Source organism: Mesorhizobium sp. M0802 (genome assembly GCF_040320115.1).
Taxonomy (GTDB): Bacteria; Pseudomonadota; Alphaproteobacteria; order Rhizobiales; family Rhizobiaceae; genus Mesorhizobium.
On record NZ_JAMYOY010000018.1, the window covers coordinates 51,592 to 71,392 of the forward strand.

A 19,801-nucleotide genomic window follows, 5' to 3' on the forward strand; every position below is an offset into this window, starting at 1 on the left:
ACAGTATTGAATCGACGCATCGGACTTTCCAAAAATCGGTTTCGATTTTTGGGCCGATGCTTAGGCAACAGTTTCCGGCAAACATCATCGTGTGTGGCCGGATGGTATCATGCGGCCACCTTTCGTCTTGCTGGCTGCAAGGGCGCTCTCGACTCGACCGGGAGCTTTACCTAATTTGCGCGGCAATTCTCTAGGCGGCGGCGCATGAAAAAACTGATCCTGCTCATTCTCGGCTTGACGCTGGCGGCGACGCTGTTCGCGGCTGACGCGGCGACATTGGTGCCGGCGGGCAACCGCAATGTCGTGCAGCCTGACATACCGGGCGCCTCCAGCCGCCGCACCCAGGCCACCAACACCACCTTCCAGGCCAAATACCGCAAGGTCTACGCTCTGTTGCAGAACGACGCCGAATTGCGCGCCAAGATCAGGAAGGCGGCTGCCGCTTACGGCATCAACCCCTTGCACATCGTCGGCGCCATCGTCGGCGAGCACACCTACAATGTCGATGCCTACGACCGGCTGCAGACCTACTACGTCAAGGCGATCTCCTACCTCTCCAGCAAGCTGTCCTTCGCCTATGACGGCGAAGACATCACCGATTTCGTGCAGCGGCCGGAATTCAAGAAGTGCACGATGTCGGACAGCTACGACCTGTGGGAATGCCGCGAGCAGGTGTGGAACCGCTCCTTCCGCGGCAAGACCGTCGGCGGCACCAGCTTTCCCAACGACCGTTTCGGCGCCACCTTCTTCCAGCCCTATTATGCCGGCCAGACCTTTGGCCTCGGCCAGCTCAACCCGCTGACCGCGCTGCAGATGAGCGATCTCGTGCACAAGGTGTCGGGGCTGCCCGAGCTCGATGTCGCCGATCCCAATGGGGTCTACAAGACCATCATGGATCCGGATCTGACATTGCCCTACGTCGCAGCGACGATCAGGAAGTCGATCGACGCCTACAAAAACATTGCCGGCTTCGACATCTCAGGCAATCCGGGGCTGACCGCCACGCTCTACAATGTCGGCAATCCCGAGCAGCGCGCCTATGCGCTGAAGGCCGAGAACGACAAGCGCCGCGCGGCGGGTGAGGCGGTCAAACTGCCCGAGGAGAATTATTACGGCTGGCTGGTCAACGACAAGCTGGACGAGCTGAAGGCGCTGTTTTAGGTGGTTTGAAGCTCAAGGCCCCTACCTCCCCCTTGTGGGGAGGTCGGACCGAAGGTCCGGGTGGGGGTCTGCGCCGCCCCCACCTCGCTGCTTCGCAGCGACTTGCCGAGGCTAGCCACGGGTCTCGCCCGTCCTTCGGACCCCCACAAGGGGAGGGTGGGTTCACGCCGCCAGCAGCGACTTCAATTTGACCGCCTGCGATCCCAGCGCCTCCGGCGCCGGCTGTGCCCGTTTCGCGATCAGCATCTCGGCCAGCCTGATGTCGCGCGCCACGGCATTGCCCGTACCGATGCCGCTCGCCGCCACCAGCGTGCCATCCTCGGCCAGATGAAACAGAATAAAAGCACCGTCGCCGAGATCGCGGCGGACCGTGCTTTTGCCCTCGTCGGGAAGGCCGGCGATCTGCAGCGACAAACCATGCTGATCCGACCAGAACCATGGCACCGCGGCATGCGCCTCGCGGGCGCCCAGCATGTTCTTCGCGGCCAGCGCACCCTGTTCCTGCGCATTGCGCCAGGCTTCCAGCCGCACCCGCCGGCCAGCATAGACAGCGAGCGGAAACGAGCAGCAATCGCCGGCGGCGAAGATGTCGGGATCGATTGTTTGGAGTTCGCCATTGACGGCGATGCCGTTATCGACGGTTAGGCCCGCTTCCGCGGCAAGCCCGGTCACCGGCACGGCGCCGATGCCGATGACGGCGAGATCGGCGACGATGTCCTGCCCATCGGCGAGCATGATGTGCACCTCAGCGCCGTCGTCGGCGATATCAGCGATGCCCTGACCGGTGAGCACGGTCACGCCTTCGGCCTCATGCGCCTGATGGATGATTTCAGCGATCTCCGCCGGCACCCCGCGCATGAGGATGCGCGGCTGCGCCTCAATGACCGTGACGCTGGCCCCGAGCTTGCGCGCCGAAGCGGCGAGCTCCAGGCCGATAAAGCCACCACCAATGATGGCGATGCGGTTTGCCGGGCTGAGGTGGGCGCGAATGGCCAGCGCGTCGGCAAAGGTGCGGAGGTAGACGCAGCGCGACCCCAATCCCGGCATCGGCAGCTTGCGCGGTGTCGAGCCGGTCGCCAGCAGCAGCTTGTCGTAGGGCAGGGCCGAACCGTCCGACAGCCGCACCATATGCTCCGGGCGGTCGATCGCCACCGCTTGAACGGAATGGATATGCCGGATCGATTTCTCGGCCAGAATTTCGTCGCTGGCGATCGTCTTGATCTCGGCCGCGTCGCTCGTCATTGCGTCCTTGGACAAAGGCGGCCGCTCATAGGGCAGATGGGGTTCGTCACCCACCAGCGTCACCGGCCCGACATAGCCCAGTTCGCGCAGAGCAAGGGCTGCCCGCCCGCCGCACTCGCCGGCGCCAATGATGACCATTCCCGCCTGCATGGTCCTACCCGATCTGGATCAGCACTTTGCCGGCCTCGACCTTTACCGGATACGTGGCGAGATTGACGCAAACCGGCGCGCCGCGTGCCGCCCCCGTCTTGTAATTGAAGCGGCCATTGTGCTTGGGGCACTCGATGATGTCATCCATCACCAGCCCGTCGGCCAGATGCACCTTTTCGTGCGTGCACAGGCCATCGGTGGCGAAGTAGTCGTCATCGGGGCTGCGATAGATGGCGAAGGTGCGGCCGCCATGATCGAAGCGCATCACATCTTCTTCGTCGATGTCGCCGGCGGCGCAGGCTTCGATCCAGTCGCTCATGTGTTCCTCCCAAAAGCAATTCCAGGAAAAGTGCGTTGCGGTTTTCCGTTCGGAGTTGCGTCAAAACAAAAGCTTAATCGCGCGATCATTCCGCCGCGGCGGCGACGACGTCGTTGTGGAATTCCTCGCGGTACGGCCGCGCCGTCGGCGGCAATTCGCGCTTGAGGAAATAGTCCTCGTTGCGCAGCTGGCGCAAAAAGGCCGGGATCATCTCGCGGTAGCCGGCCAGGATCGACGGCGTCGGCGCCGGCAGATCGTGCTTGATCAGCGCATGCAGTTTGGGCAGCGCATGATAGGGCACCATCGGGAACATGTGGTGTTCGACGTGATAGTTCATGTTCCAGTAGATGAAGCGGCTGACCGGGTTCATGTAGACGGTGCGGCTGTTCAGCCGGTGGTCGACGACATTTTCGGCGAGCCCGCCATGCTGCAGCAGGCCGACCATGACATGATGCCAGGCGCCGTAGAGCCGGGGCAGCCCGACCAGCATCAGCGGCAGCCACGAGCCGAAATACAGTGCGATCGCGATGGTGACGGCATAGATGGCCGTCCAGATTCGGGCGATGCGAATGGCTTTAGGCTGCTCCTGTTCGGGGATAAAAGTCTTTTCCGCCGCGCTGATATTGCCGGCGGCGTTGCGCAGCATGTCCGACATCGCCTTCCAGGCGTCGATCACGCCGACGAAAGCAAGCGCGACGCGCAACAGGTCCGGCGGGCGCATCACCGAGATTTCCGGGTCGCGGCCGACGATGATGGTGTCGGTGTGGTGGCGGGTGTGGCTCCAGCGCCAGGTCACCGGATTGCGCATGATCATGAAGCAGGCGATCTGGTAAACCGCGTCGTTCATCCACTGCGTGCGGAAGGCGGTGCCGTGGCCGCATTCGTGCCAGCGTGAGTCGGTGGAGGAGCCGTAGAGCACGCCATAGACGAAGAAGAACGGCACGCACCACCAGCTGCCCCAGAACCAGGCGCCGCCGGCGGCACTCAGGATCAGCGCGGCCAGCCAGATCGCGGTGTCGCGGATCGCCGGCCCGTCGGAGCGCTGCATCAGCTCCTTCATCTGCTTGCGCGGAATATCGGTGTGATACCACTCGGCCGCCGCCAGCCCGGTCTCGACGGCGAGCTTGGCGTCGCGGCCGATCAGGCTGTAGTCGCGCCGGGACGGTGGTGTGGATAGTGTCGCTTCCATTGGGGCTGCCTCCGTCTGCCACAGCATCCGTCAGGACGGATATGTCCATTACAGGCGCCTGTGTCCGAGCGCAAAATAGCGCCATGCGGTGATAGTCTCAATATCACAAAGATAGTTTCTATCATTTTCCATCAGAACGATGTAAGCAGTTGCAGGCACTCATGCGGGACAGTCATGGCAAAACGCCCAACCATCACCGATCTGGCGCGCATCTCCGGCGTCAGCGTCGCCACTGTCGACAGGGTGCTGAACAACCGGCTGCCGGTGCGCGAGGAAACCGCGCGCCGCGTCTATGAGGCGGCGACCGGCATCGGCTACCACGCCGCCGGGCTGATCAAGCGGCGCATGCGCCAGGAATTGCCGGAATACCGCCTCGGCTTTCTGCTGCTGCGGGGCAATGATGTTTTTTACGGCGATTTCGCGAGGGAGCTAGAAATGGCGGTCTCGCAATCGCAGCGCTTCCGCGGCGTCGCCACCATCGATTTCGCCAGCTCGCTAGCCGCCGACGAGATCGCCGCCCAGATGCGCAAGCTGGCAGCGAAATCCAGAGCAATCGCCGTTGTCGGTCCGGACCATCCGACGCTGACGGCGGTCGTGGAGTCGCTGAAAGCGAGGGGGCAACCTGTCTTCTCGCTGCTGTCCGACTTTGCCGCTGGCATCCGTGAGGGATATGTCGGCCTCGACAATCGCAAGGTCGGTCGCACCGCGGCCTGGATGATCGCCAGGGCGGCAAAGAACCCCGGCAAGGTCGCCCTTTTCGTCGGCAGTCATCGCTTCCACGGTCATGAACTGCGCGAGATCGGATTTCGCTCCTTCTTCCGCGAACATGCGCCGGACTTCATGGTGATGGAAACGCTGGTCAATCTGGAAGCCAACCAGGTCACCCACGATGCGATGATCGATCTCCTGGTGCGGTATCCGGATCTTGCCGGCTGCTATGTCGCCGGCGGCGGCATGGAAGGCGCGGTCTCGGCGCTCCGCGCAGCGAAGCCCGCAAACATGCCGGTGGTCGTCTGCAACGAGATCAACGCCGAATCGCGCGCGGCACTCGCCGACAACATCCTGACCATGGTGATCTCGACGCCGCTCGCCGCCTTGTGCCGCGAGCTTGTCGACCTGATGGCGCATTCCATCGAGGCCGGCGCCGCCAACGCGCCGGGCCAGACCTTTCTGCCCTTCGACATCTATCTGCCGGAAAATATCTAACGCGTTGCCGCGCCGACCCGTTCGGCGCGGGCTCTCCGGCGATGATAGAATCTATCAGATTCTGCCTTCAGACTCGGCCTGTGCCGCTGTCGGCCTTGATTCGATGTGAAATTGCGGCGCGGCGACCGAAAATCCGCTTTCCGACATAGGAATCGCTCTTGACGTCTCGCGAAAAAATGGAATAAATATTTCATCAGATTGGTATTTTGGTTCTTTCGTTCCGGAACATCTGTTTCAAACTGGGAGCCTGGCGTTCCATCCCTTGGGAACCGCCATCCGGAATAGAAGCCATTCGGGAGAGATTCCTCGGGCGATCGAGGATTCCGGGGAGATCGGTGCAGCCGGACACCAATGTGGAGGAGAAACACAATGAAGAAACTGATTTTGGGCGTCGCCTTTGCGGCGCTGATGAGTTCGTCCGCTTTTGCCGCCAAGGTCGGCGTGTCGATGGCCAAGTTCGACGACAACTTCCTCACCGTGCTGCGCAACGGCATGATCGAGCAGGCCAAGGGCATGAGCGGCGTGGAACTGCAGGTCGAGGACGCACAGAACGACGTCGCCAAGCAGCTCGACCAGATCAAGAACTTCGCCGCCTCGGGCGTCGACGCCATCATCGTCAACCCGGTCGACACCTCGGCCACGCAGGCGATGTCGGACGCCGCCGCAGCCGCCAAGATCCCGTTGGTCTATGTCAACCGCCAGCCGGTCAATGTCGACACGCTGCCGGACAACCAGGCCTTCGTCGCGTCGAACGAGGCCGATTCCGGCACGCTCGAGACCAAGGAAGTCTGCCGCCTGTTCACCGAGGCCGGCAAGAAGGAAGCCAATGTCTATGTCATCATGGGCGAGCTTTCCAACCAGGCCGCCGTGCAGCGCACCAAGGACATCGAAGAGGTGATCGCCACGCCGGAGTGCAGCTTCATCAAGATCATCGACAAGCAGACTTCGAACTGGAACCGCGACGAAGCGCAGAACCTGATGACCAACTGGCTGTCGACCGGCAAGCCGTTCGACGGCGTCATCGCCAACAATGACGAAAGCGCCATCGGCGCCATCCAGGCGATGAAGGCCGCCAACATCGACATGAAGACGGTTGTCGTCGGTGGGGTCGACGCCACGCAGGACGCGCTTGCCGCCATGCAAGCAGGCGACCTCGATGCGACCGTGTTCCAGGACGCGGCCGGCCAGGGCGCCGGCGCGCTCGACGCGGCACTGAAGCTCGCCAAGGGCGAGAAGGTCGAGCACAAGGTCTACGTGCCCTTCCAGCTGGTTACGCCGGCCAACATCGACAAGTTCCTGAAGAAGAACTGAGCCGGCAACTCACGCGTAAGCAATTCCAGGAAAAAGTGTGAAGCGGTTTTCCGTCCGGAATTGCGACAAACAAACAAGAGAGCGGCGCAACCGCGCCGCTCCCGTTTCCCCCACCGCCCTGAGGGGCGGAAGGGCAAATGCGGCCTCACGGAGGACAAGGCATGTCACAGACATCTCATGGCGTCGGCGGGGTCAGCTATGACGCGAAGAGGCGGACATGGCCGGCCGAATTCAACGTCTTCCTGGCGCTGGTCATTCTGGTCGTCATCTTCGAAATGATCGGCCGCATCTTTCTTGGCGACAGCTTCCTGTTCAACACGCGCGACAACGTCGCCGGGATCTTCAATGAGGCCCGCCTGCAGATCATCATCCTGCAGGTGTCGATCGTCGGCATCATCGCCATCGGCGTCACGCAGGTGATCATTTGCGGCGGCATCGACTTGTCCTCGGGCTCGATCGTCGGCGCCACCGCCATGATCGCCATGAGTTTTGCCCAGGTGGCGACGGTCAACGGTAACCCCAACCCCAAGGCGATGTTCCTGGCGCAAGGCTGGACCGACCTGCCGGTCATCGTGCCGGTACTAGTCGCCATCGGCTGCGGTCTGCTCGCCGGTCTCGTCAACGGCTCCTTGATTGCATACACGCGCATTCCGCCGTTCATTGCCACGCTCGGCATGATGGTGACCGCGCGCGGCATTGCCAAATGGTGGTCCAAGGGTCAGCCGATCTCGTTTCCGACCGAAAGTTTCGCTGGTATCGGCAAGGGGCTGATGCCGGTCATCATCTTCCTGTCGCTGGCGGTGCTGTTCCAGCTGATCATGACCTACACACGCTACGGCAAGCATTGCTATGCCATCGGCTCCAACGAGGATGCCGCGCGCATGTCCGGCATCAAGATCGCCAACCACAAGATCCTCGTCTACGTCATTGCCGGCATCCTCGCCGCGCTGGCCGCCGTCGTGCTCTCCTCCAAGAACCTGACGGCACAGTCCGGCATGGGAGTCATGTACGAGCTCGACGCCATCGCAATGGCGGTCATCGGCGGCGTCTCTTTGTCGGGCGGCCGCGGCTCGATCGTCGGCACCGTGATCGGCTCGCTGATCTTCGGCGTCATCATTTCCGGCTTCACCTTCCTGCGCCTCGACGCCTACTATCAGGAGATGGTCAAGGGCGTGATCATCGTCGGCGCGGTCGTTCTCGACCAATGGCGCCAGCGCATGCGGGCATTGAGGGCTTGACCATGCCAGATATCTCCACGACAGACATCGTCCTGAAGACCGAAAACCTGACCAAGCGTTATGGCGGCGTGCACGCGCTGGAAGGCGCGAATTTCGAGCTGCGCAAGGGCGAGCATGTCGCCATCATGGGCGACAATGGCGCCGGCAAATCGACCTTCGTGCGCCAGATCACCGCCGTCGAGCAACGCACCAGCGGCCAGATCTGGTTCGACGGCAGGGAAGTGAATTTTGCCGGGCCGATCGAAGCGCGCACGGCGGGCATCGAGACCGTGTTCCAGAACCTGGCGCTGGCCGACGATCTCGACGTGCCGTCGAACCTGTTCCTCGGCCGCGAAAAGGTGCTTTTCAATCTCGGGCCGTTCTCGATCCTCGACCGCAAATACATGCGCAAGGCGACCGAGGCGGCGCTGATCCGCACGGCAGTGAAAATCCCCAATTTGTCGAACACCATTCGCCACATGTCGGGCGGCCAGCGCCAGTGCGTTGCGATCGCCCGGACCGCGACCTTCGCCTCCAAGCTGATCATCATGGACGAGCCGACGGCAGCCCTTGGCGTGCAGGAGACGGCGCAGGTCGAAAACATCATCCGCACGCTGAAGGACAATGGCGAGCCGCTGATCCTGATCAGCCACAACATGCGCCAGGTGTTCGACCTGTGCGATCGCATCGTCGTCTTCCGGCGCGGCCGCATCGTCGCCAACCTGCGCAAGGAAAACACCGACGGCAACGACATCGTCTCCTACATCACCGGCGCCAAGACCGGGGAGGCGGAACTCGCGGCCTGAACAGGATGGTCATCCTGTTTTCTGGCGTGCTCGAAAAATTATCTTGCCACCTTTCTCAAAAGGAAGGTGGAGACACAACTCTCTCGAACCCATCCCCCTAGAGGAAATACCCCATGACTGTTCGTTTCGCCCTCCTCGGTGCCGGCCGCATCGGCAAGGTCCATGCCCGCGCCGTCGGCTCCAACCCGCAGGCCAGACTGGTGGCCGTTGCCGACGCTTTTGAAAAGGCCGCGACCGAGTTGGCAACCGCCTATGGCGCCGAAGTGCGCACCATCGACGCGATCGAGAAGGCCAAGGACATCGACGCCGTGGTCATCTGCACGCCGACCGACACCCATGCCGATCTGATCGAGCGTTTCGCCAAGGCCGGCAAGGCGATCTTCTGCGAGAAGCCGATTGACCTCGACGTCAAGCGTGTCGAGAAATGCCTGGCCGTGGTCGACAAGGCCAAGGCGACGCTGATGGTCGGTTTCAACCGCCGCTTCGATCCGCACTTCGCCGCCGTGCGCAAGGCGATCGACGACGGTGCCATCGGCACCGTCGAGATGGTCACCATCACCTCGCGCGATCCAGGTGCGCCGCCCGTCGACTACATCAAGCGCTCGGGCGGCATCTTTCGCGACATGACAATCCACGATTTCGACATGGCGCGCTTCCTGCTCGGCGAAGAGGTGGTCGCGGTCAGCGCCCATGCCTCGGTTCTGGTCGACGAGAAGATCGGCGAAGCGGGCGATTTCGACTCTGTCAGCGTCATCCTCGAAACCGCGTCCGGCAAGCAGGCCGTCATCTCCAATTCGCGCCGCGCCACCTATGGCTACGACCAACGCATAGAGGTGCATGGTTCCAAGGGCATGGTCGCCGCCGAAAACCAGCGGCCGGTGTCGATCGAGGTCGCCAACGAGAAGGGCTATACGCGACCGCCGCTGCACGACTTCTTCATGACCCGCTATCTCGACGCCTACGCCATCGAGATTGCCGCTTTCATCACTGCTGCAACCTCGGGCAAGAAGGCATCGCCGAGCGGCGCCGACGGCCTCGTGGCGCTGAAGCTGGCCGATGCGGCGCTGAAATCGGCGACATCGGGCAAGACCGTCCGCCTCGACAAGTAAGAACCGAAACCAGGGCACAGGAGCAGAGCGATGAGCACATCAGCCGATCGCAATTCGAACACGCGCGCCATCGTCACCGGCGGCGCGCAAGGCATCGGCTTTGCCGTTGCCGAGGCCTTGGCCGACGAAGGCTGCAAGGCGCTGGCGCTGATCGGCCGTTCGGAGGAGAAGGGCGACAAGGCTGTCGCCCACTTCAAGAAGGCAGGCGTCGATGCGATCTTCATCAGCGCCGACGTCTCGAAAGTGGCGGACTGCAAGCGCGCCGTGGCCACCGCCGTCTCGCATTTCGACACCATCAACGCGCTGGTCAACGCCGCCGCCACGTCCGCGCGTGGTTCACTTGTCGAAACTTCGGAAGAGGTGTTCGACCAGATTTTCCAGACCAATGTGCGCGGCCCCTTCTTCTTGATGCAGGGCGTGGTGGCGCATCTGCTGGACAAGAAAGCGCCGGGTTCGATCGTCAACGTGCTGTCGATGTCGGCGCATTGCGGCCAGTCGTTCCTCGCGCCCTATTCCTCGAGCAAGGGCGCGCTGGCGACGCTGACCAAGAACGTCGCCAACGCCTATCGCTCCAACCGCATCCGCTGCAACGCCGTTCTGCCGGGCTGGATGGACACCGAGGGCGAGGACATCGTGCAGAAGAAATGGCACGGTGCCTCCGACGACTGGCTGGCAAAGGCAGAGGCCGGCCAGCCCATGGGCCAACTGGTGAAGCCCGACCAACTGGCGCGGCTGATCAGCTACATGGCCAGCCCGCAATCCGGTGTCATGACCGGCTCGCTGGTCGACTATGACCAGAACGTCGCGGGGACCTCGCCGGAGTAGCTTCAAACCCTGTTGCAGCAACATCGCCATTCCCAGATAGTCATGATAGTCATGATAGTCACGAGGGATGCGATGCTAACGTCATCCAAAGGCACCAACTGGACGGTTGCCGGGGCAAAAGCCCGGCTCTCCGAGGTCATCGAGCGCGCGCAGTCCTCGCCGCAGACGATCACCAAGAACGGCAAACCAAGCGTGGTTGTCGTCTCGGCCGAGGAATGGCAGCGCAAGATCGCACGCAAGGGTACGCTTGCCGAGTTCCTGCTGGACTCGCCGCTGCGCGGCGCCGATCTCGAGCTTGAACGTCAGCGCGACGAACCGCGTGACCTGCCGCTGTGAGACTGCTGCTCGACACGAACATCCTGTCCGAGGTGACGAGGCCAGCGCCTGTCGCACGTGTCCTGGGCTGGCTGGACGAGCTTGATGAGGACCGCTCCTTCATCAGCGTAGTGTCGATCGCCGAGATCCGGCGCGGCGTCTCTCTGATGGATGAGGGCCGCAAACGCGAGGCGCTGGCCGAATGGCTCGCCCGGGATCTGCCCCAGCGCTTCGAACAGCGGGTTTGCCGGTGGACGATGCGGTTGCCTTGGCCTGGAGCGACCTGATGGGTCTTGGCAAGCGCCGCGGTCGTGGTCTGTCGTCGATGGACGGCCTGATCGCAGCCACTGCGATTGCGCACGAGCTCACCTTGGCAACGCGCAATACGAAACATTTCGAAGGCTTGGGAATTGAACTCTTCGATCCCTGGACCGCATGAGCCGCTCCGCGTTATACGTGTTGGCGATTGGCGAAACCGCCGGCACTTCGTCATCCACGGGCGGAACAAGGAGCGTAGCGACGCAGCGCAGACCCGAGGATCCATGCCGGGACTCGGAAGCGTTGCAGCGGTGCGGAATTCTGCTCCGCTACCGCCTCGGGTAGTGTCACGGAATGGATCCCAGGTCTTCGCGACCGAGCTTCGCTCCTGCTTCGCCCAGGGACGACGAAATCACGAGGGTAGGCTCTCCCGAATTGAGGCCAGCAGCCACGTGACAAACACCCCCGCATCGACTATATGAGCCTCATGATCAACCTGACCGCCTCGTATTGGTACTTTAGCAGCTCGCTGGCGGCGGGAGGATTGCGCTGGATCTGAAGATTGCAGCAACAAGTCCGAACAGCCGCCAGACCTGGCGGCTTTTTTGTATCAGCCGGCAGGTCTCCTAAAAACAGGAGCAGAAAGCCGTGTTGACCACCACAGACGATCTTCGGGTCAAGGAAATCCGAGAATTGAGTACGCCGGACGAGGTGATGCGGGAGATCCCGCGCACGCTGACGGCAACGCGCACCGTGAGCGCATCACGCAACGCCACCCATGCCATCTTGAACGGCACCGACGACCGGCTGCTTGTCATCGTCGGCCCGTGTTCGATCCACGACCCGGTCGCAGCCGTTGACTATGCCAGCCGGCTAGTGGCGCTGCGCGAGACCCTGTCCGACCGGTTGGAGATCGTCATGCGGGTCTATTTCGAAAAGCCGCGCACGACTGTCGGCTGGAAGGGCCTTATCAACGACCCCGATCTCGACGGCAGCTTCAACATCGACAAGGGACTGCGGATGGCGCGCAACGTGCTGTCGGCGGTCAACAATCTCGGCCTGCCCTCGGCCACCGAATTTCTCGACATGACGACGCCGCAATACATTGCCGACCTCGTCGCCTGGGGCGCCATCGGCGCGCGCACCACCGAGAGCCAGATCCACCGCGAACTGGCTTCCGGCCTGTCCTGCCCGGTCGGCTTCAAGAACGGCACCGACGGCAATCTCAGGATCGCCGCCGAGGCGGTGAAATCCGCCGCCCAGCCGCATCATTTCATGGCGGTGACCAAGGGTGGACGCAGCGGCATTGCGACTACTACCGGCAATGAGGACTGCCACGTCATCCTGCGCGGCGGCGTTCAGCCGAATTACGATGCGGCGAGCGTCGAGGCGGCCTCGGTCGAACTTGCCCGCATCGGCGTCGCCCCCCGTCTGATGATCGATGTCAGCCACGCCAACTCGAGCAAGAAGCCGGAGAACCAGCCGAAGGTGGCGGCCGATGTCGCCGGCCAGGTGGCAGCAGGGGACGAACGTATCATCGGCGTCATGATCGAGAGCAATCTCGTCGCCGGCCGGCAGGACGTGGTATCAGGCAAGCCGCTCGTCTATGGCCAGAGCATCACAGATGGCTGCATCGACTGGGCGACCACAGAGACGGTGCTGCACGGCCTCGCCGGCGCCGTAGAATGGCGCCGCTCAGCCCGCCGCGCCATGATGGAGAGCCGGCCGGGCGCCGCCTGATACGAGGCGATGCGGGGAGGGCGGCGGTTCGAAATCCAGCCAGGATTGCGCCGCCCCAAAATGCATGTCGCCTAGAAGTGTGCCGCGGTTCTGGGACAACGACATGCATCAAAACAAAGGCTTTAGGGTCTGAGGATCGCCGAGTCGATCTGCATCGAAACGAAGTCGATTTGCGGCGTTCGGCAACGCAGCCGCGCTGCGGCTCCCCTTGCACCCCGGCAACCGGTCTGCTAAATACTGAACCGTATGGTTCAGTATACCGACTTGGATTCCTCGTTCGCCGCGCTCTCGGACGCCACCCGGCGTGGCGTTCTGGAGCAGCTCGGACGCGCAGACGCTTCGATCACCGAGCTTGCCGGAAAGTTCCACATGACCCTCACGGGCATGAAGAAGCACGTCGGCGTCCTGGAGCAGGCGGGGCTCGTCACCACGCAGAAGGCTGGCCGCGTGCGGACCTGCAAGCTCGGCCTGCGCGGACTGGAGGAAGAGGCGGCCTGGATCGAGCGGCACCGCCTGCTCTGGGACGCACGCTTCAACGAGTTGGACAAGGTTGTCGAGGAATTGAAACGGAAGGAGAAAGCCGATGCACCAAAGAACCGAGAGTGAGCCCACGAACAACCGCACGACGGTCGAACGGAAGTCCGAGCGCGAGCTGGTCGTCAAGCGAACAGTCAACGGTCCGGCGCGCATCGTGTTCGAGGCGTGGACCAAGCCCGAGCTGTTCAAGCAGTGGTGGGTGCCGAAGTCGATGGGCATGTTCCTGCGTTCATGTGAGATGGATGCTCGTACCGGAGGCACGTACCGCCTGGTGTTCGGCCACGACGCCTCGGACCTTCACGAATTCTTCGGCAGGTATATCGAAGTGACACCGCACTCACGCCTCGTCTGGACCAATGACGAAGGTGGTGACGGTGGGGCCGTCACCACGCTGACCTTCGAGGAAAAGGGTGGCAAGACGCTGCTGGTCATGCACGAACTCTATCTCTCGAAGGAGGCTCTCGACGCGGCCGGTACCGGGGCGGCGGATGCGATGGGCGAGACGTTCGAGCAATTGGACGAGCTTCTCGTCGTCTTGGGCGAGAGCGTGAGGCGGTCATGACGTCATCGATCTCCGGGACGGGGTTGCTGCCGCCCTCGACGACGAAAAGACCGGGACAGTGATCCGCAAGCGCAGCGCCGAGACGAAGATACGGGGCGTCATCGCTTGATCGGGATCACGCTGCCCTCAACCCTTCCCATGCCGTAAACACCGAGACCGCAAACAGCAGCAGTCCGGCCGCCCGGCCCGCAAAAGCGGTCGCCCGCGGATTGGCCACCAGCAGATTGCGGCTGCGGCCGGCGGTGATGGCGAGCCCGCCATAGATGGCGGCCTGCGTCAGCATCGTCAGCAAGCCCATGACCGTCGCCTGCATCCAGATCGGGCCGTAATCCGGCTTCAGGAACTGCGGATAGACGGCAAATATGAAGAGATAGGCCTTCGGGTTGATCAGGCAGGTCACCAGTCCCTGGCGAAAGGCCTTCCAGGCCGTACGGCTGCCGGCGGGCCCGTCGTGGCCGACGGTGATGGAACTGCGCATCAGCGAGATGCCGATGAAGGCCATGTAGGCGGCGCCGGCTATCAGCAGCGGCTTGTACAGGATCGGTACGAAATGCATCAGCAGGCCGACGCCGATGGCGCCGTTCAGCGTGTGCACGATGCCGCCGACCATGATGCCACCGGTGGCGGCGAGGCCCCGGTCGCGGCCGCCGGTGAGCGCATTGGCCAGCACGAACAGCATGTCCATGCCGGGCACGATGATGATGCCGGACAGCAGGATAAAGAACAGCCAGAGATTTTCCGCGTAGCTCATGTCAGTTGCTTGTCGCTTCCTGCTGGGGTGCCGTGGAGGAATTTGTTGATTTTCAACCCGATAGGCAGTCCAATAAATCATCCCAACTGACGGGGATGTGTCAGTAGCGTTCATCAGGGAGAGGAAATGCGCAAGGCGTCGCGGCTGTTCGAGATCATCCAGATCCTGCGGCTGGCGCGGCAGCCGGTGACGGCAGCCATGATCGCCGGGCAGCTGGAAGTCACGATGCGTTCGATCTATCGCGACATCGCCGCACTGCAGGCAATGCGCGTGCCGATCGAAGGCGGGCGCGGTATCGGCTACATATTGCGTCCCGGCTTCGACCTGCCGCCGCTGATGTTTTCGATCGAGGAGATGGAAGCGATCGTCCTGTCGCTCGCCCTGCTGGAGCGCACGGGAGACAGCGAACTCAAGCAGGCGGCCAAGCGCGTCAGCGCCAAGATCGCCGGCGCCGTGCCGCCGCCGTTGCGCCAGGCGTTCGACGCCAACGCACTGCATGTCTGGGGGTTCGCAGCACCGGCAATCGGCACCATCGATCTGGCGCTTGTGCGCCGCGCCATCCGCGACGAGGAAAAGCTCGACCTGTCCTATCGCGACGAAATCGGCCGCGCCTCCGAGCGGCTGATCCGTCCGATCGCGCTGATCTACTATTCAGAAACCGCCAACATCGTCGCCTGGTGTGAACTGCGCCAGGCGATCCGCAATTTCCGCAGCGACCGCATCGCCGATTGCCGAGCGACCGGGCTGCGCTTCAAAGGCGAAGGCGATCGCCTGCGCCAGGTCTGGGTCAGTGGCTGGGAGGCGAACGCTGTCGCTGGCGGCTGAAGCGAGCGGGTTTACCGCACATCCACCCAGCGCTTTTCCTCGAACGACCTCGCCATCGCGTGCACGGTGCGCTCGATCTCCAGCCCTTCGGCAAATTCGATGACCCGTGCCGGCTTGCCGGCAAGCCGCGTCAGCAATTCGTGGCACTCGATGATCTTGAGGTCGTTGAAACCGAGCCCATGGCCCGGCGCCGGGAGGAAGGCGTCGTAAGGCTTGTGGTGCGGCGCCACCAATATGGTGCGGTAGCCCTGTTCGGTCGGGCGATCGGCGGTGACGTAGAGCTGGATTTCGTTCATCCGCTCCTGGTCGAACAGGATCGATCCTTTGGAGCCGAAAATCTGTATGGCGATGCGGCCCTTGCGGCCCCAGGCCGAGCGGTTGACCAGCAGCGTGCCGGCAATGCCGTTTTCCAGATGCATCAAAACGCTGGCGATGTCGTAGGTCTCCACCGCACGGCGGCCGCCGCCGGCCAGCTTGCGGTCGGCATAGGGCTTGGCCATGTCGCAGATGACTTTTGCGACGCGGCCGAACAGTGTCGAGACCAGCGACAGCGGATGCACGGCGAAATCGTCGAGCGCGCCATAGCCGGAAGCAGCCTCGTGCTTCCAGAAGAACAGCGCTTCCGGGTCGGCCATGAAGTCCTCGTCCATCTCGATGCGCAGATGGTTGACCTCGCCGATGATCTTTTCCTCGAGCAGCGCGCCGATGTGGCGGATGGCCGGGCTCTGTATGTAGTTGTAGCCAAGGGCTGCGACCTTGCCGGATTTCCTGGCAGCGGCCGCCATCGCCGCTGCTTCGGCAAAGCTCGGCGCCATCGGCTTCTCGCACCACAGATGCTTGCCGGCTTCGAGGACGGCGATGGCCATCTCCGGATGGAACTGATTGGGCGTGGTCAGCGAGACGATATCGACCTCGGGGTCGTTGACGACGGCACGCCAGTCGCCCGACGCCTTGGCGAAGCCGAACTCGCCGGCCTTACGCTTGGCCAGCTCCTCGTTGACCTCGCCAAGATGGACCAGCTTCGGCTTGGCGACATCGGGAAAGACGGCGCCGACGGCGCTCCACGCAATGGCGTGGCATTTGCCCATGAAACCCGTGCCGATAAGACCAACGCCGACCATTTCTTTCTCCCAATACCTAAAGCGATCGATGGATGAATTAGTCCATTTCTTCTCCGAATGGAATGTCTGCCTCATTTTTTATGGCCTTCTTGCGCAGGCTCGCTATGATGGGGCAGAGAGGACGTCACTTGAGTTAAAGAGAGCATGATGTCGTCCGAAAACCGCTGCACACTTTTCGGCATCATGCTCTAGATGAGCTTGGACGGGGCGACGATGGACGAACGGGTACCTCGCGACTTCGAGACGCTGCGCGCCACGATCCTCGATCGCCGTGAAACCTTGCCCAAGCGCATCGCCCAGATCGCCGCCTATGCGCTCGACAATCCCGATGACATCGCCTTCGGCACCGCCGCCAGCATCGCCGCTTCGGCGGGCGTGCAGCCGTCCACCTTGATCCGCTTTGCCCAGCAACTAGGCTTTGACGGCTTCACCAGCCTGCAGCAGGTGTTTCGCGAGCGGCTGCGCGAGCGCAATTCCTCTTATGACGAACGCCTGCAGGCGCTGCGCGCCAAGGCCGATGCGGGTGCTGGACACCGAGCCATCTTCGACGGCTTCGTCGCCGCCGCCAGCACTTCGCTCAACGACATTTCGCGCTCGCTGGACGAGGCGCATCTGGAAGACGCGATCTCGCTGCTGGCCAAGGCCGAGACCATCTATGTCCTGGCCAAGCGCCGCTCCTACCCGGTGGCGAGCTACATTGCCTATGCCTTGGGCAAACTGAAGATCCGCAACCAGCTGATCGAATCCGCCGCCGGCCTCAATGCCGAGATGGTCGCCTTCGCCACCCCGGCGGACGCCGTCATTGCCATCAGTTTCTCGCCCTATGCGCCGGCCACCATCGAGGAGGCCCGCACCATTTCCGAACAGGGCGTGCCGATCATCGCCATCACCGACAGTTCGTTTTCGCCACTAGCGCAGTTCGCCAAGGTCTGGTTCGAGGTTGCCGAGGCCGATTTTGCCGGCTTCCGCTCGCTGTCGGCCACCATGGCGCTGGCCATGGCGCTCACCGTCGGCGTCGGCGAGAAGCGGCGCAGCACGGGCAAGAAGCGTAAGGCCTAGGCCGGCGCCCGGCGCTCGAATTCGCGGAGGAATGCTCATTCCATATTGACTATGGATTGGAATTATTATTTCATATTCCCGGCGCCACGCTGCCGCTCGCGCGTGTCCCCCAACTACGTTGCTCAAGACAACAAGACCGACGGGAGGTTCCAATGAGCGAAGCCGTGGACGCCAAACAGGCGACGCTCGATGTCATCACCATCGGTCGCGCTTCCGTCGACCTTTACGGCCAGCAGATCGGCTCGCGGCTGGAGGACATCACCTCCTTTGCCAAATCGGTCGGCGGCTGCCCGGCCAACATCTCGGTTGGCACGGCGAGACTAGGCCTGCGATCGGCGCTGCTCACCCGCGTCGGCGACGAGCAGATGGGCCGCTTCATCCGCGAGCAGCTGCGGCGCGAAGGCGTCAATGTCGACGGGCTGAAGACCGACAAGGAACGGCTGACGGCTCTGGTGCTGCTTTCGGTCGAGAGCGAAGGCGTCTCGCCGATGATCTTTTATCGCAGCGACTGCGCCGACATGGCGCTCGCCGAAGAAGACATCGATGAAGCCTTCATCGCCTCGGCCCGTTCCATCGTCGTCACCGGCACGCATTTTTCCCGACCCAACAGCGACGCCGCCCAGCGCAAGGCGATCCGCATCATCAAGGCCAGGGGCGGCAAGGTGGTGTTCGACATCGACTACCGCCCCAACCTCTGGGGACTCGCAGGCCATGCCGAGGGTTTTGAGCGCTATGTCAAATCCGACCGCGTCTCGGCCCAGCTGAAGACGGTGCTGCCCGATTGCGACCTCATCGTCGGCACCGAGGAAGAGATCATGATCGCCTCGGGCGCCGACGATTGCCTGAGCGCGCTGAAGACGATCCGCGCGCTGTCCAAGGCAACCATCGTACTGAAGCGCGGCGCCATGGGCTGCATCGTCTATGACGGGCCGATCAGCGACGATCTGGAAGACGGTATCGTCGGCAAGGGCTTTCCGATCGAGATCTATAATGTGCTGGGCGCGGGCGATGCCTTCATGTCCGGTTTCCTGCGCGGCTGGCTGGGTGGCGAAGATCATGCGACAGCGGCGACCTGGGCCAATGCCTGCGGCGCCTTCGCCGTGTCGCGGCTGCTCTGCGCGCCGGAATATCCGACCTTCGAGGAATTGCAGTTCTTCCTCAAGAACGGCAGCAAGCATCTCGCTCTGCGCAAGGACGAGGCGATCAACCACATCCATTGGGCGACGACCCGCCGCCGCGATATCCCCTCGATGATGGCGCTCGCCTGCGACCACCGTGTGCAGCTCGAGGACGTCGCGGCAAAGACCGGCGCCGATCCGGCGCGCATCCGCGATTTCAAGGTGCTGGCGGTCAAGGCCGCGGCGAAAGTCGCCGCCGGCCGCGACGGCTATGGCATGCTGATCGACGAGAAGCACGGTCGCGAGGCGATGTTCGAGTTCGCCCGCCACCCCTTTGCCTGGCTCGGCCGTCCCGTCGAACTGCCGGGCTCCCGGCCGCTGCGCTTCGAGTTCTCGCAGGACATCGGCTCGCAACTGGTGGAATGGCCGGTCGACCACTGCATCAAATGCCTGTGCTTCTATCACCCCGACGATCCGGCAGCGCTCAAGGAAGAGCAGCAGCAGAAGCTGCGCTCGCTGTTCGAAGCCGCGCGGAAGGTCGGCCGGGAGCTTCTGGTCGAGATCATCGCCGGCAAGCACGGCAAGCTCGATGACACGACGATCCCGCGCGCCCTGGAAGAACTCTATGCGCTTGGCATCAAGCCGGACTGGTGGAAGCTCGAGCCGCAGGCGTCGGCCGGCGCCTGGGCCAAGATCGAAGCGGTGATTCTGAAGCATGATCCGTGGTGCCGCGGCGTCGTGCTGCTGGGTCTCGAAGCGCCGCAGGACGAACTGGAAGCGGCCTTTGCCGCCACCGCCAAGGCGCCGATCGTCAAGGGCTTTGCCGTCGGCCGCACCATCTTCGTCCACGCCGCGGAACAATGGCTGGCCGGCAAGATGACGGATGACGAGGCTATCGCCGACATGGCCGCGCGCTTCGAACAGTTGACCGAAGCGTGGCTTGCCGCGCGTGGCCGTAAAGCAGCATAAAGGCGCGGCAA

Annotated in this window: 19 protein-coding genes and 1 pseudogene; 15 read left to right on the forward strand and 5 right to left on the reverse strand. The window is 62.9% G+C overall.

The window, feature by feature from the left end; translation table 11 throughout:
• Positions 1-204 precede the first annotated feature (204 nt).
• Positions 205-1,161 (forward strand): DUF1402 family protein, encoded by a 957-nt coding sequence (locus NKI10_RS23215; RefSeq protein WP_352862097.1) that lies wholly within the window; start codon positions 205-207, stop codon positions 1,159-1,161.
• Between the two features lie 162 nt (positions 1,162-1,323).
• Here the strand turns inward: NKI10_RS23215 and NKI10_RS23220 are convergent, their stop codons facing one another.
• The 3 genes from NKI10_RS23220 to NKI10_RS23230 all read right to left on the reverse strand — a co-directional run bounded on the left by NKI10_RS23220 (position 1,324) and on the right by NKI10_RS23230 (position 4,061).
• Positions 1,324-2,541, reverse strand: a complete 1,218-nt coding sequence (locus NKI10_RS23220) for an NAD(P)/FAD-dependent oxidoreductase (protein WP_352862098.1) — start codon at positions 2,539-2,541, stop codon at positions 1,324-1,326.
• A 16-nt stretch (positions 2,542-2,557) separates the two neighbouring features.
• On the reverse strand, positions 2,558-2,872 hold the full coding sequence (locus NKI10_RS23225) for a MocE family 2Fe-2S type ferredoxin (RefSeq protein ID WP_023672328.1): 315 nt from the start codon (positions 2,870-2,872) through the stop codon (positions 2,558-2,560).
• A gap of 85 nt (positions 2,873-2,957) precedes the next feature.
• On the reverse strand, positions 2,958-4,061 hold the full coding sequence (locus NKI10_RS23230) for a fatty acid desaturase family protein (RefSeq protein WP_352862099.1): 1,104 nt from the start codon (positions 4,059-4,061) through the stop codon (positions 2,958-2,960).
• 174 nt (positions 4,062-4,235) lie between these two features.
• Between NKI10_RS23230 and NKI10_RS23235 the strand changes: the two genes are divergently transcribed.
• The 11 genes and pseudogenes from NKI10_RS23235 (at position 4,236) to NKI10_RS23285 (ending at position 13,947) form a co-directional block, all read left to right on the forward strand.
• Positions 4,236-5,267: a LacI family DNA-binding transcriptional regulator gene (locus NKI10_RS23235; RefSeq protein WP_352862100.1), complete on the forward strand. Its 1,032-nt coding sequence runs from the start codon at positions 4,236-4,238 to the stop codon at positions 5,265-5,267.
• Between the two features lie 369 nt (positions 5,268-5,636).
• Positions 5,637-6,578: a sugar ABC transporter substrate-binding protein gene (locus tag NKI10_RS23240; protein WP_023684065.1), complete on the forward strand. Its 942-nt coding sequence runs from the start codon at positions 5,637-5,639 to the stop codon at positions 6,576-6,578.
• Positions 6,579-6,739: 161 nt separating this feature from the next.
• Positions 6,740-7,816 carry an ABC transporter permease gene (locus NKI10_RS23245; protein ID WP_023687413.1) on the forward strand — a complete coding sequence of 359 codons (1,077 nt, stop codon included), beginning with the start codon at positions 6,740-6,742 and terminating at the stop codon, positions 7,814-7,816.
• 2 nt (positions 7,817-7,818) lie between these two features.
• Entirely contained in the window at positions 7,819-8,601 is a 783-nt protein-coding gene (locus NKI10_RS23250; protein ID WP_027049093.1) for an ATP-binding cassette domain-containing protein, read from the forward strand.
• A 113-nt stretch (positions 8,602-8,714) separates the two neighbouring features.
• Positions 8,715-9,710, forward strand: coding sequence for an inositol 2-dehydrogenase (gene iolG / locus NKI10_RS23255; protein WP_352862101.1), 996 nt, complete (start codon positions 8,715-8,717; stop codon positions 9,708-9,710).
• Between the two features lie 30 nt (positions 9,711-9,740).
• Positions 9,741-10,535, forward strand: coding sequence for an SDR family oxidoreductase (locus NKI10_RS23260; RefSeq protein ID WP_023744930.1), 795 nt, complete (start codon positions 9,741-9,743; stop codon positions 10,533-10,535).
• A 72-nt stretch (positions 10,536-10,607) separates the two neighbouring features.
• Positions 10,608-10,871, forward strand: a complete 264-nt coding sequence (locus tag NKI10_RS23265) for a type II toxin-antitoxin system Phd/YefM family antitoxin (RefSeq protein ID WP_023687410.1) — start codon at positions 10,608-10,610, stop codon at positions 10,869-10,871.
• A pseudogene (locus NKI10_RS23270) lies at positions 10,868-11,289 on the forward strand (type II toxin-antitoxin system VapC family toxin). Before NKI10_RS23265 ends, NKI10_RS23270 begins: the two are co-directional and overlap by 4 nt.
• Before the next feature lie 467 nt (positions 11,290-11,756).
• Positions 11,757-12,848 (forward strand): 3-deoxy-7-phosphoheptulonate synthase, encoded by a 1,092-nt coding sequence (locus NKI10_RS23275; RefSeq protein WP_352862102.1) that lies wholly within the window; start codon positions 11,757-11,759, stop codon positions 12,846-12,848.
• 246 nt (positions 12,849-13,094) lie between these two features.
• Positions 13,095-13,454 (forward strand): ArsR/SmtB family transcription factor, encoded by a 360-nt coding sequence (locus NKI10_RS23280; protein WP_352862103.1) that lies wholly within the window; start codon positions 13,095-13,097, stop codon positions 13,452-13,454.
• A complete protein-coding gene (locus NKI10_RS23285) occupies positions 13,432-13,947 on the forward strand; it encodes an SRPBCC domain-containing protein (protein ID WP_352862104.1) in 516 nt (171 codons plus the stop codon). The genes NKI10_RS23280 and NKI10_RS23285 overlap by 23 nt, the downstream gene beginning before the upstream one ends.
• Before the next feature lie 115 nt (positions 13,948-14,062).
• Here NKI10_RS23285 and NKI10_RS23290 read toward each other — a convergent pair whose 3' ends face one another.
• Entirely contained in the window at positions 14,063-14,698 is a 636-nt protein-coding gene (locus tag NKI10_RS23290; protein ID WP_023672340.1) for a LysE family translocator, read from the reverse strand.
• Between the two features lie 126 nt (positions 14,699-14,824).
• Between NKI10_RS23290 and NKI10_RS23295 the strand changes: the two genes are divergently transcribed.
• Positions 14,825-15,523: a helix-turn-helix transcriptional regulator gene (locus tag NKI10_RS23295; protein WP_023687404.1), complete on the forward strand. Its 699-nt coding sequence runs from the start codon at positions 14,825-14,827 to the stop codon at positions 15,521-15,523.
• Between the two features lie 11 nt (positions 15,524-15,534).
• On the opposite strand, the gene NKI10_RS23300 is transcribed toward NKI10_RS23295, so the two are convergent.
• Positions 15,535-16,644, reverse strand: coding sequence for a Gfo/Idh/MocA family protein (locus tag NKI10_RS23300; RefSeq protein ID WP_352653231.1), 1,110 nt, complete (start codon positions 16,642-16,644; stop codon positions 15,535-15,537).
• Between the two features lie 213 nt (positions 16,645-16,857).
• On the opposite strand from NKI10_RS23300, the gene NKI10_RS23305 reads away from it, so the two are divergent.
• The gene (locus tag NKI10_RS23305) at positions 16,858-17,703 is read left to right on the forward strand and encodes a MurR/RpiR family transcriptional regulator (protein WP_023703746.1); all 846 of its coding nucleotides are present in this window, start codon (positions 16,858-16,860) and stop codon (positions 17,701-17,703) included.
• A gap of 152 nt (positions 17,704-17,855) precedes the next feature.
• Complete coding sequence (locus NKI10_RS23310) at positions 17,856-19,790, forward strand: bifunctional 5-dehydro-2-deoxygluconokinase/5-dehydro-2-deoxyphosphogluconate aldolase (protein ID WP_023703745.1); 1,935 nt, start codon at positions 17,856-17,858, stop codon at positions 19,788-19,790.
• Positions 19,791-19,801: the final 11 nt, after the last annotated feature.

What these genes read in the sequence shown, in the direction of transcription:
- NKI10_RS23250 (WP_027049093.1), top strand. Translation starts at nt 7,819, where the DNA reads ATGCCAGATATCTCCACGACAGACATCGTCCTGAAGACCGAAAACCTG.
- NKI10_RS23290 (WP_023672340.1), bottom strand. Translation starts at nt 14,698, where the DNA reads ATGAGCTACGCGGAAAATCTCTGGCTGTTCTTTATCCTGCTGTCCGGC.
- NKI10_RS23220 (WP_352862098.1), bottom strand. Translation starts at nt 2,541, where the DNA reads ATGGTCATCATTGGCGCCGGCGAGTGCGGCGGGCGGGCAGCCCTTGCT.
- iolG (WP_352862101.1), top strand. Translation starts at nt 8,715, where the DNA reads ATGACTGTTCGTTTCGCCCTCCTCGGTGCCGGCCGCATCGGCAAGGTC.
- NKI10_RS23225 (WP_023672328.1), bottom strand. Translation starts at nt 2,872, where the DNA reads ATGAGCGACTGGATCGAAGCCTGCGCCGCCGGCGACATCGACGAAGAA.
- NKI10_RS23280 (WP_352862103.1), top strand. Translation starts at nt 13,095, where the DNA reads ATGGTTCAGTATACCGACTTGGATTCCTCGTTCGCCGCGCTCTCGGAC.
- NKI10_RS23240 (WP_023684065.1), top strand. Translation starts at nt 5,637, where the DNA reads ATGAAGAAACTGATTTTGGGCGTCGCCTTTGCGGCGCTGATGAGTTCG.
- NKI10_RS23245 (WP_023687413.1), top strand. Translation starts at nt 6,740, where the DNA reads ATGTCACAGACATCTCATGGCGTCGGCGGGGTCAGCTATGACGCGAAG.
- NKI10_RS23260 (WP_023744930.1), top strand. Translation starts at nt 9,741, where the DNA reads ATGAGCACATCAGCCGATCGCAATTCGAACACGCGCGCCATCGTCACC.
- NKI10_RS23265 (WP_023687410.1), top strand. Translation starts at nt 10,608, where the DNA reads ATGCTAACGTCATCCAAAGGCACCAACTGGACGGTTGCCGGGGCAAAA.
- NKI10_RS23230 (WP_352862099.1), bottom strand. Translation starts at nt 4,061, where the DNA reads ATGGAAGCGACACTATCCACACCACCGTCCCGGCGCGACTACAGCCTG.
- NKI10_RS23235 (WP_352862100.1), top strand. Translation starts at nt 4,236, where the DNA reads ATGGCAAAACGCCCAACCATCACCGATCTGGCGCGCATCTCCGGCGTC.
- NKI10_RS23295 (WP_023687404.1), top strand. Translation starts at nt 14,825, where the DNA reads ATGCGCAAGGCGTCGCGGCTGTTCGAGATCATCCAGATCCTGCGGCTG.
- NKI10_RS23305 (WP_023703746.1), top strand. Translation starts at nt 16,858, where the DNA reads ATGGACGAACGGGTACCTCGCGACTTCGAGACGCTGCGCGCCACGATC.
- NKI10_RS23215 (WP_352862097.1), top strand. Translation starts at nt 205, where the DNA reads ATGAAAAAACTGATCCTGCTCATTCTCGGCTTGACGCTGGCGGCGACG.
- NKI10_RS23285 (WP_352862104.1), top strand. Translation starts at nt 13,432, where the DNA reads ATGCACCAAAGAACCGAGAGTGAGCCCACGAACAACCGCACGACGGTC.
- NKI10_RS23310 (WP_023703745.1), top strand. Translation starts at nt 17,856, where the DNA reads ATGAGCGAAGCCGTGGACGCCAAACAGGCGACGCTCGATGTCATCACC.
- NKI10_RS23300 (WP_352653231.1), bottom strand. Translation starts at nt 16,644, where the DNA reads ATGGTCGGCGTTGGTCTTATCGGCACGGGTTTCATGGGCAAATGCCAC.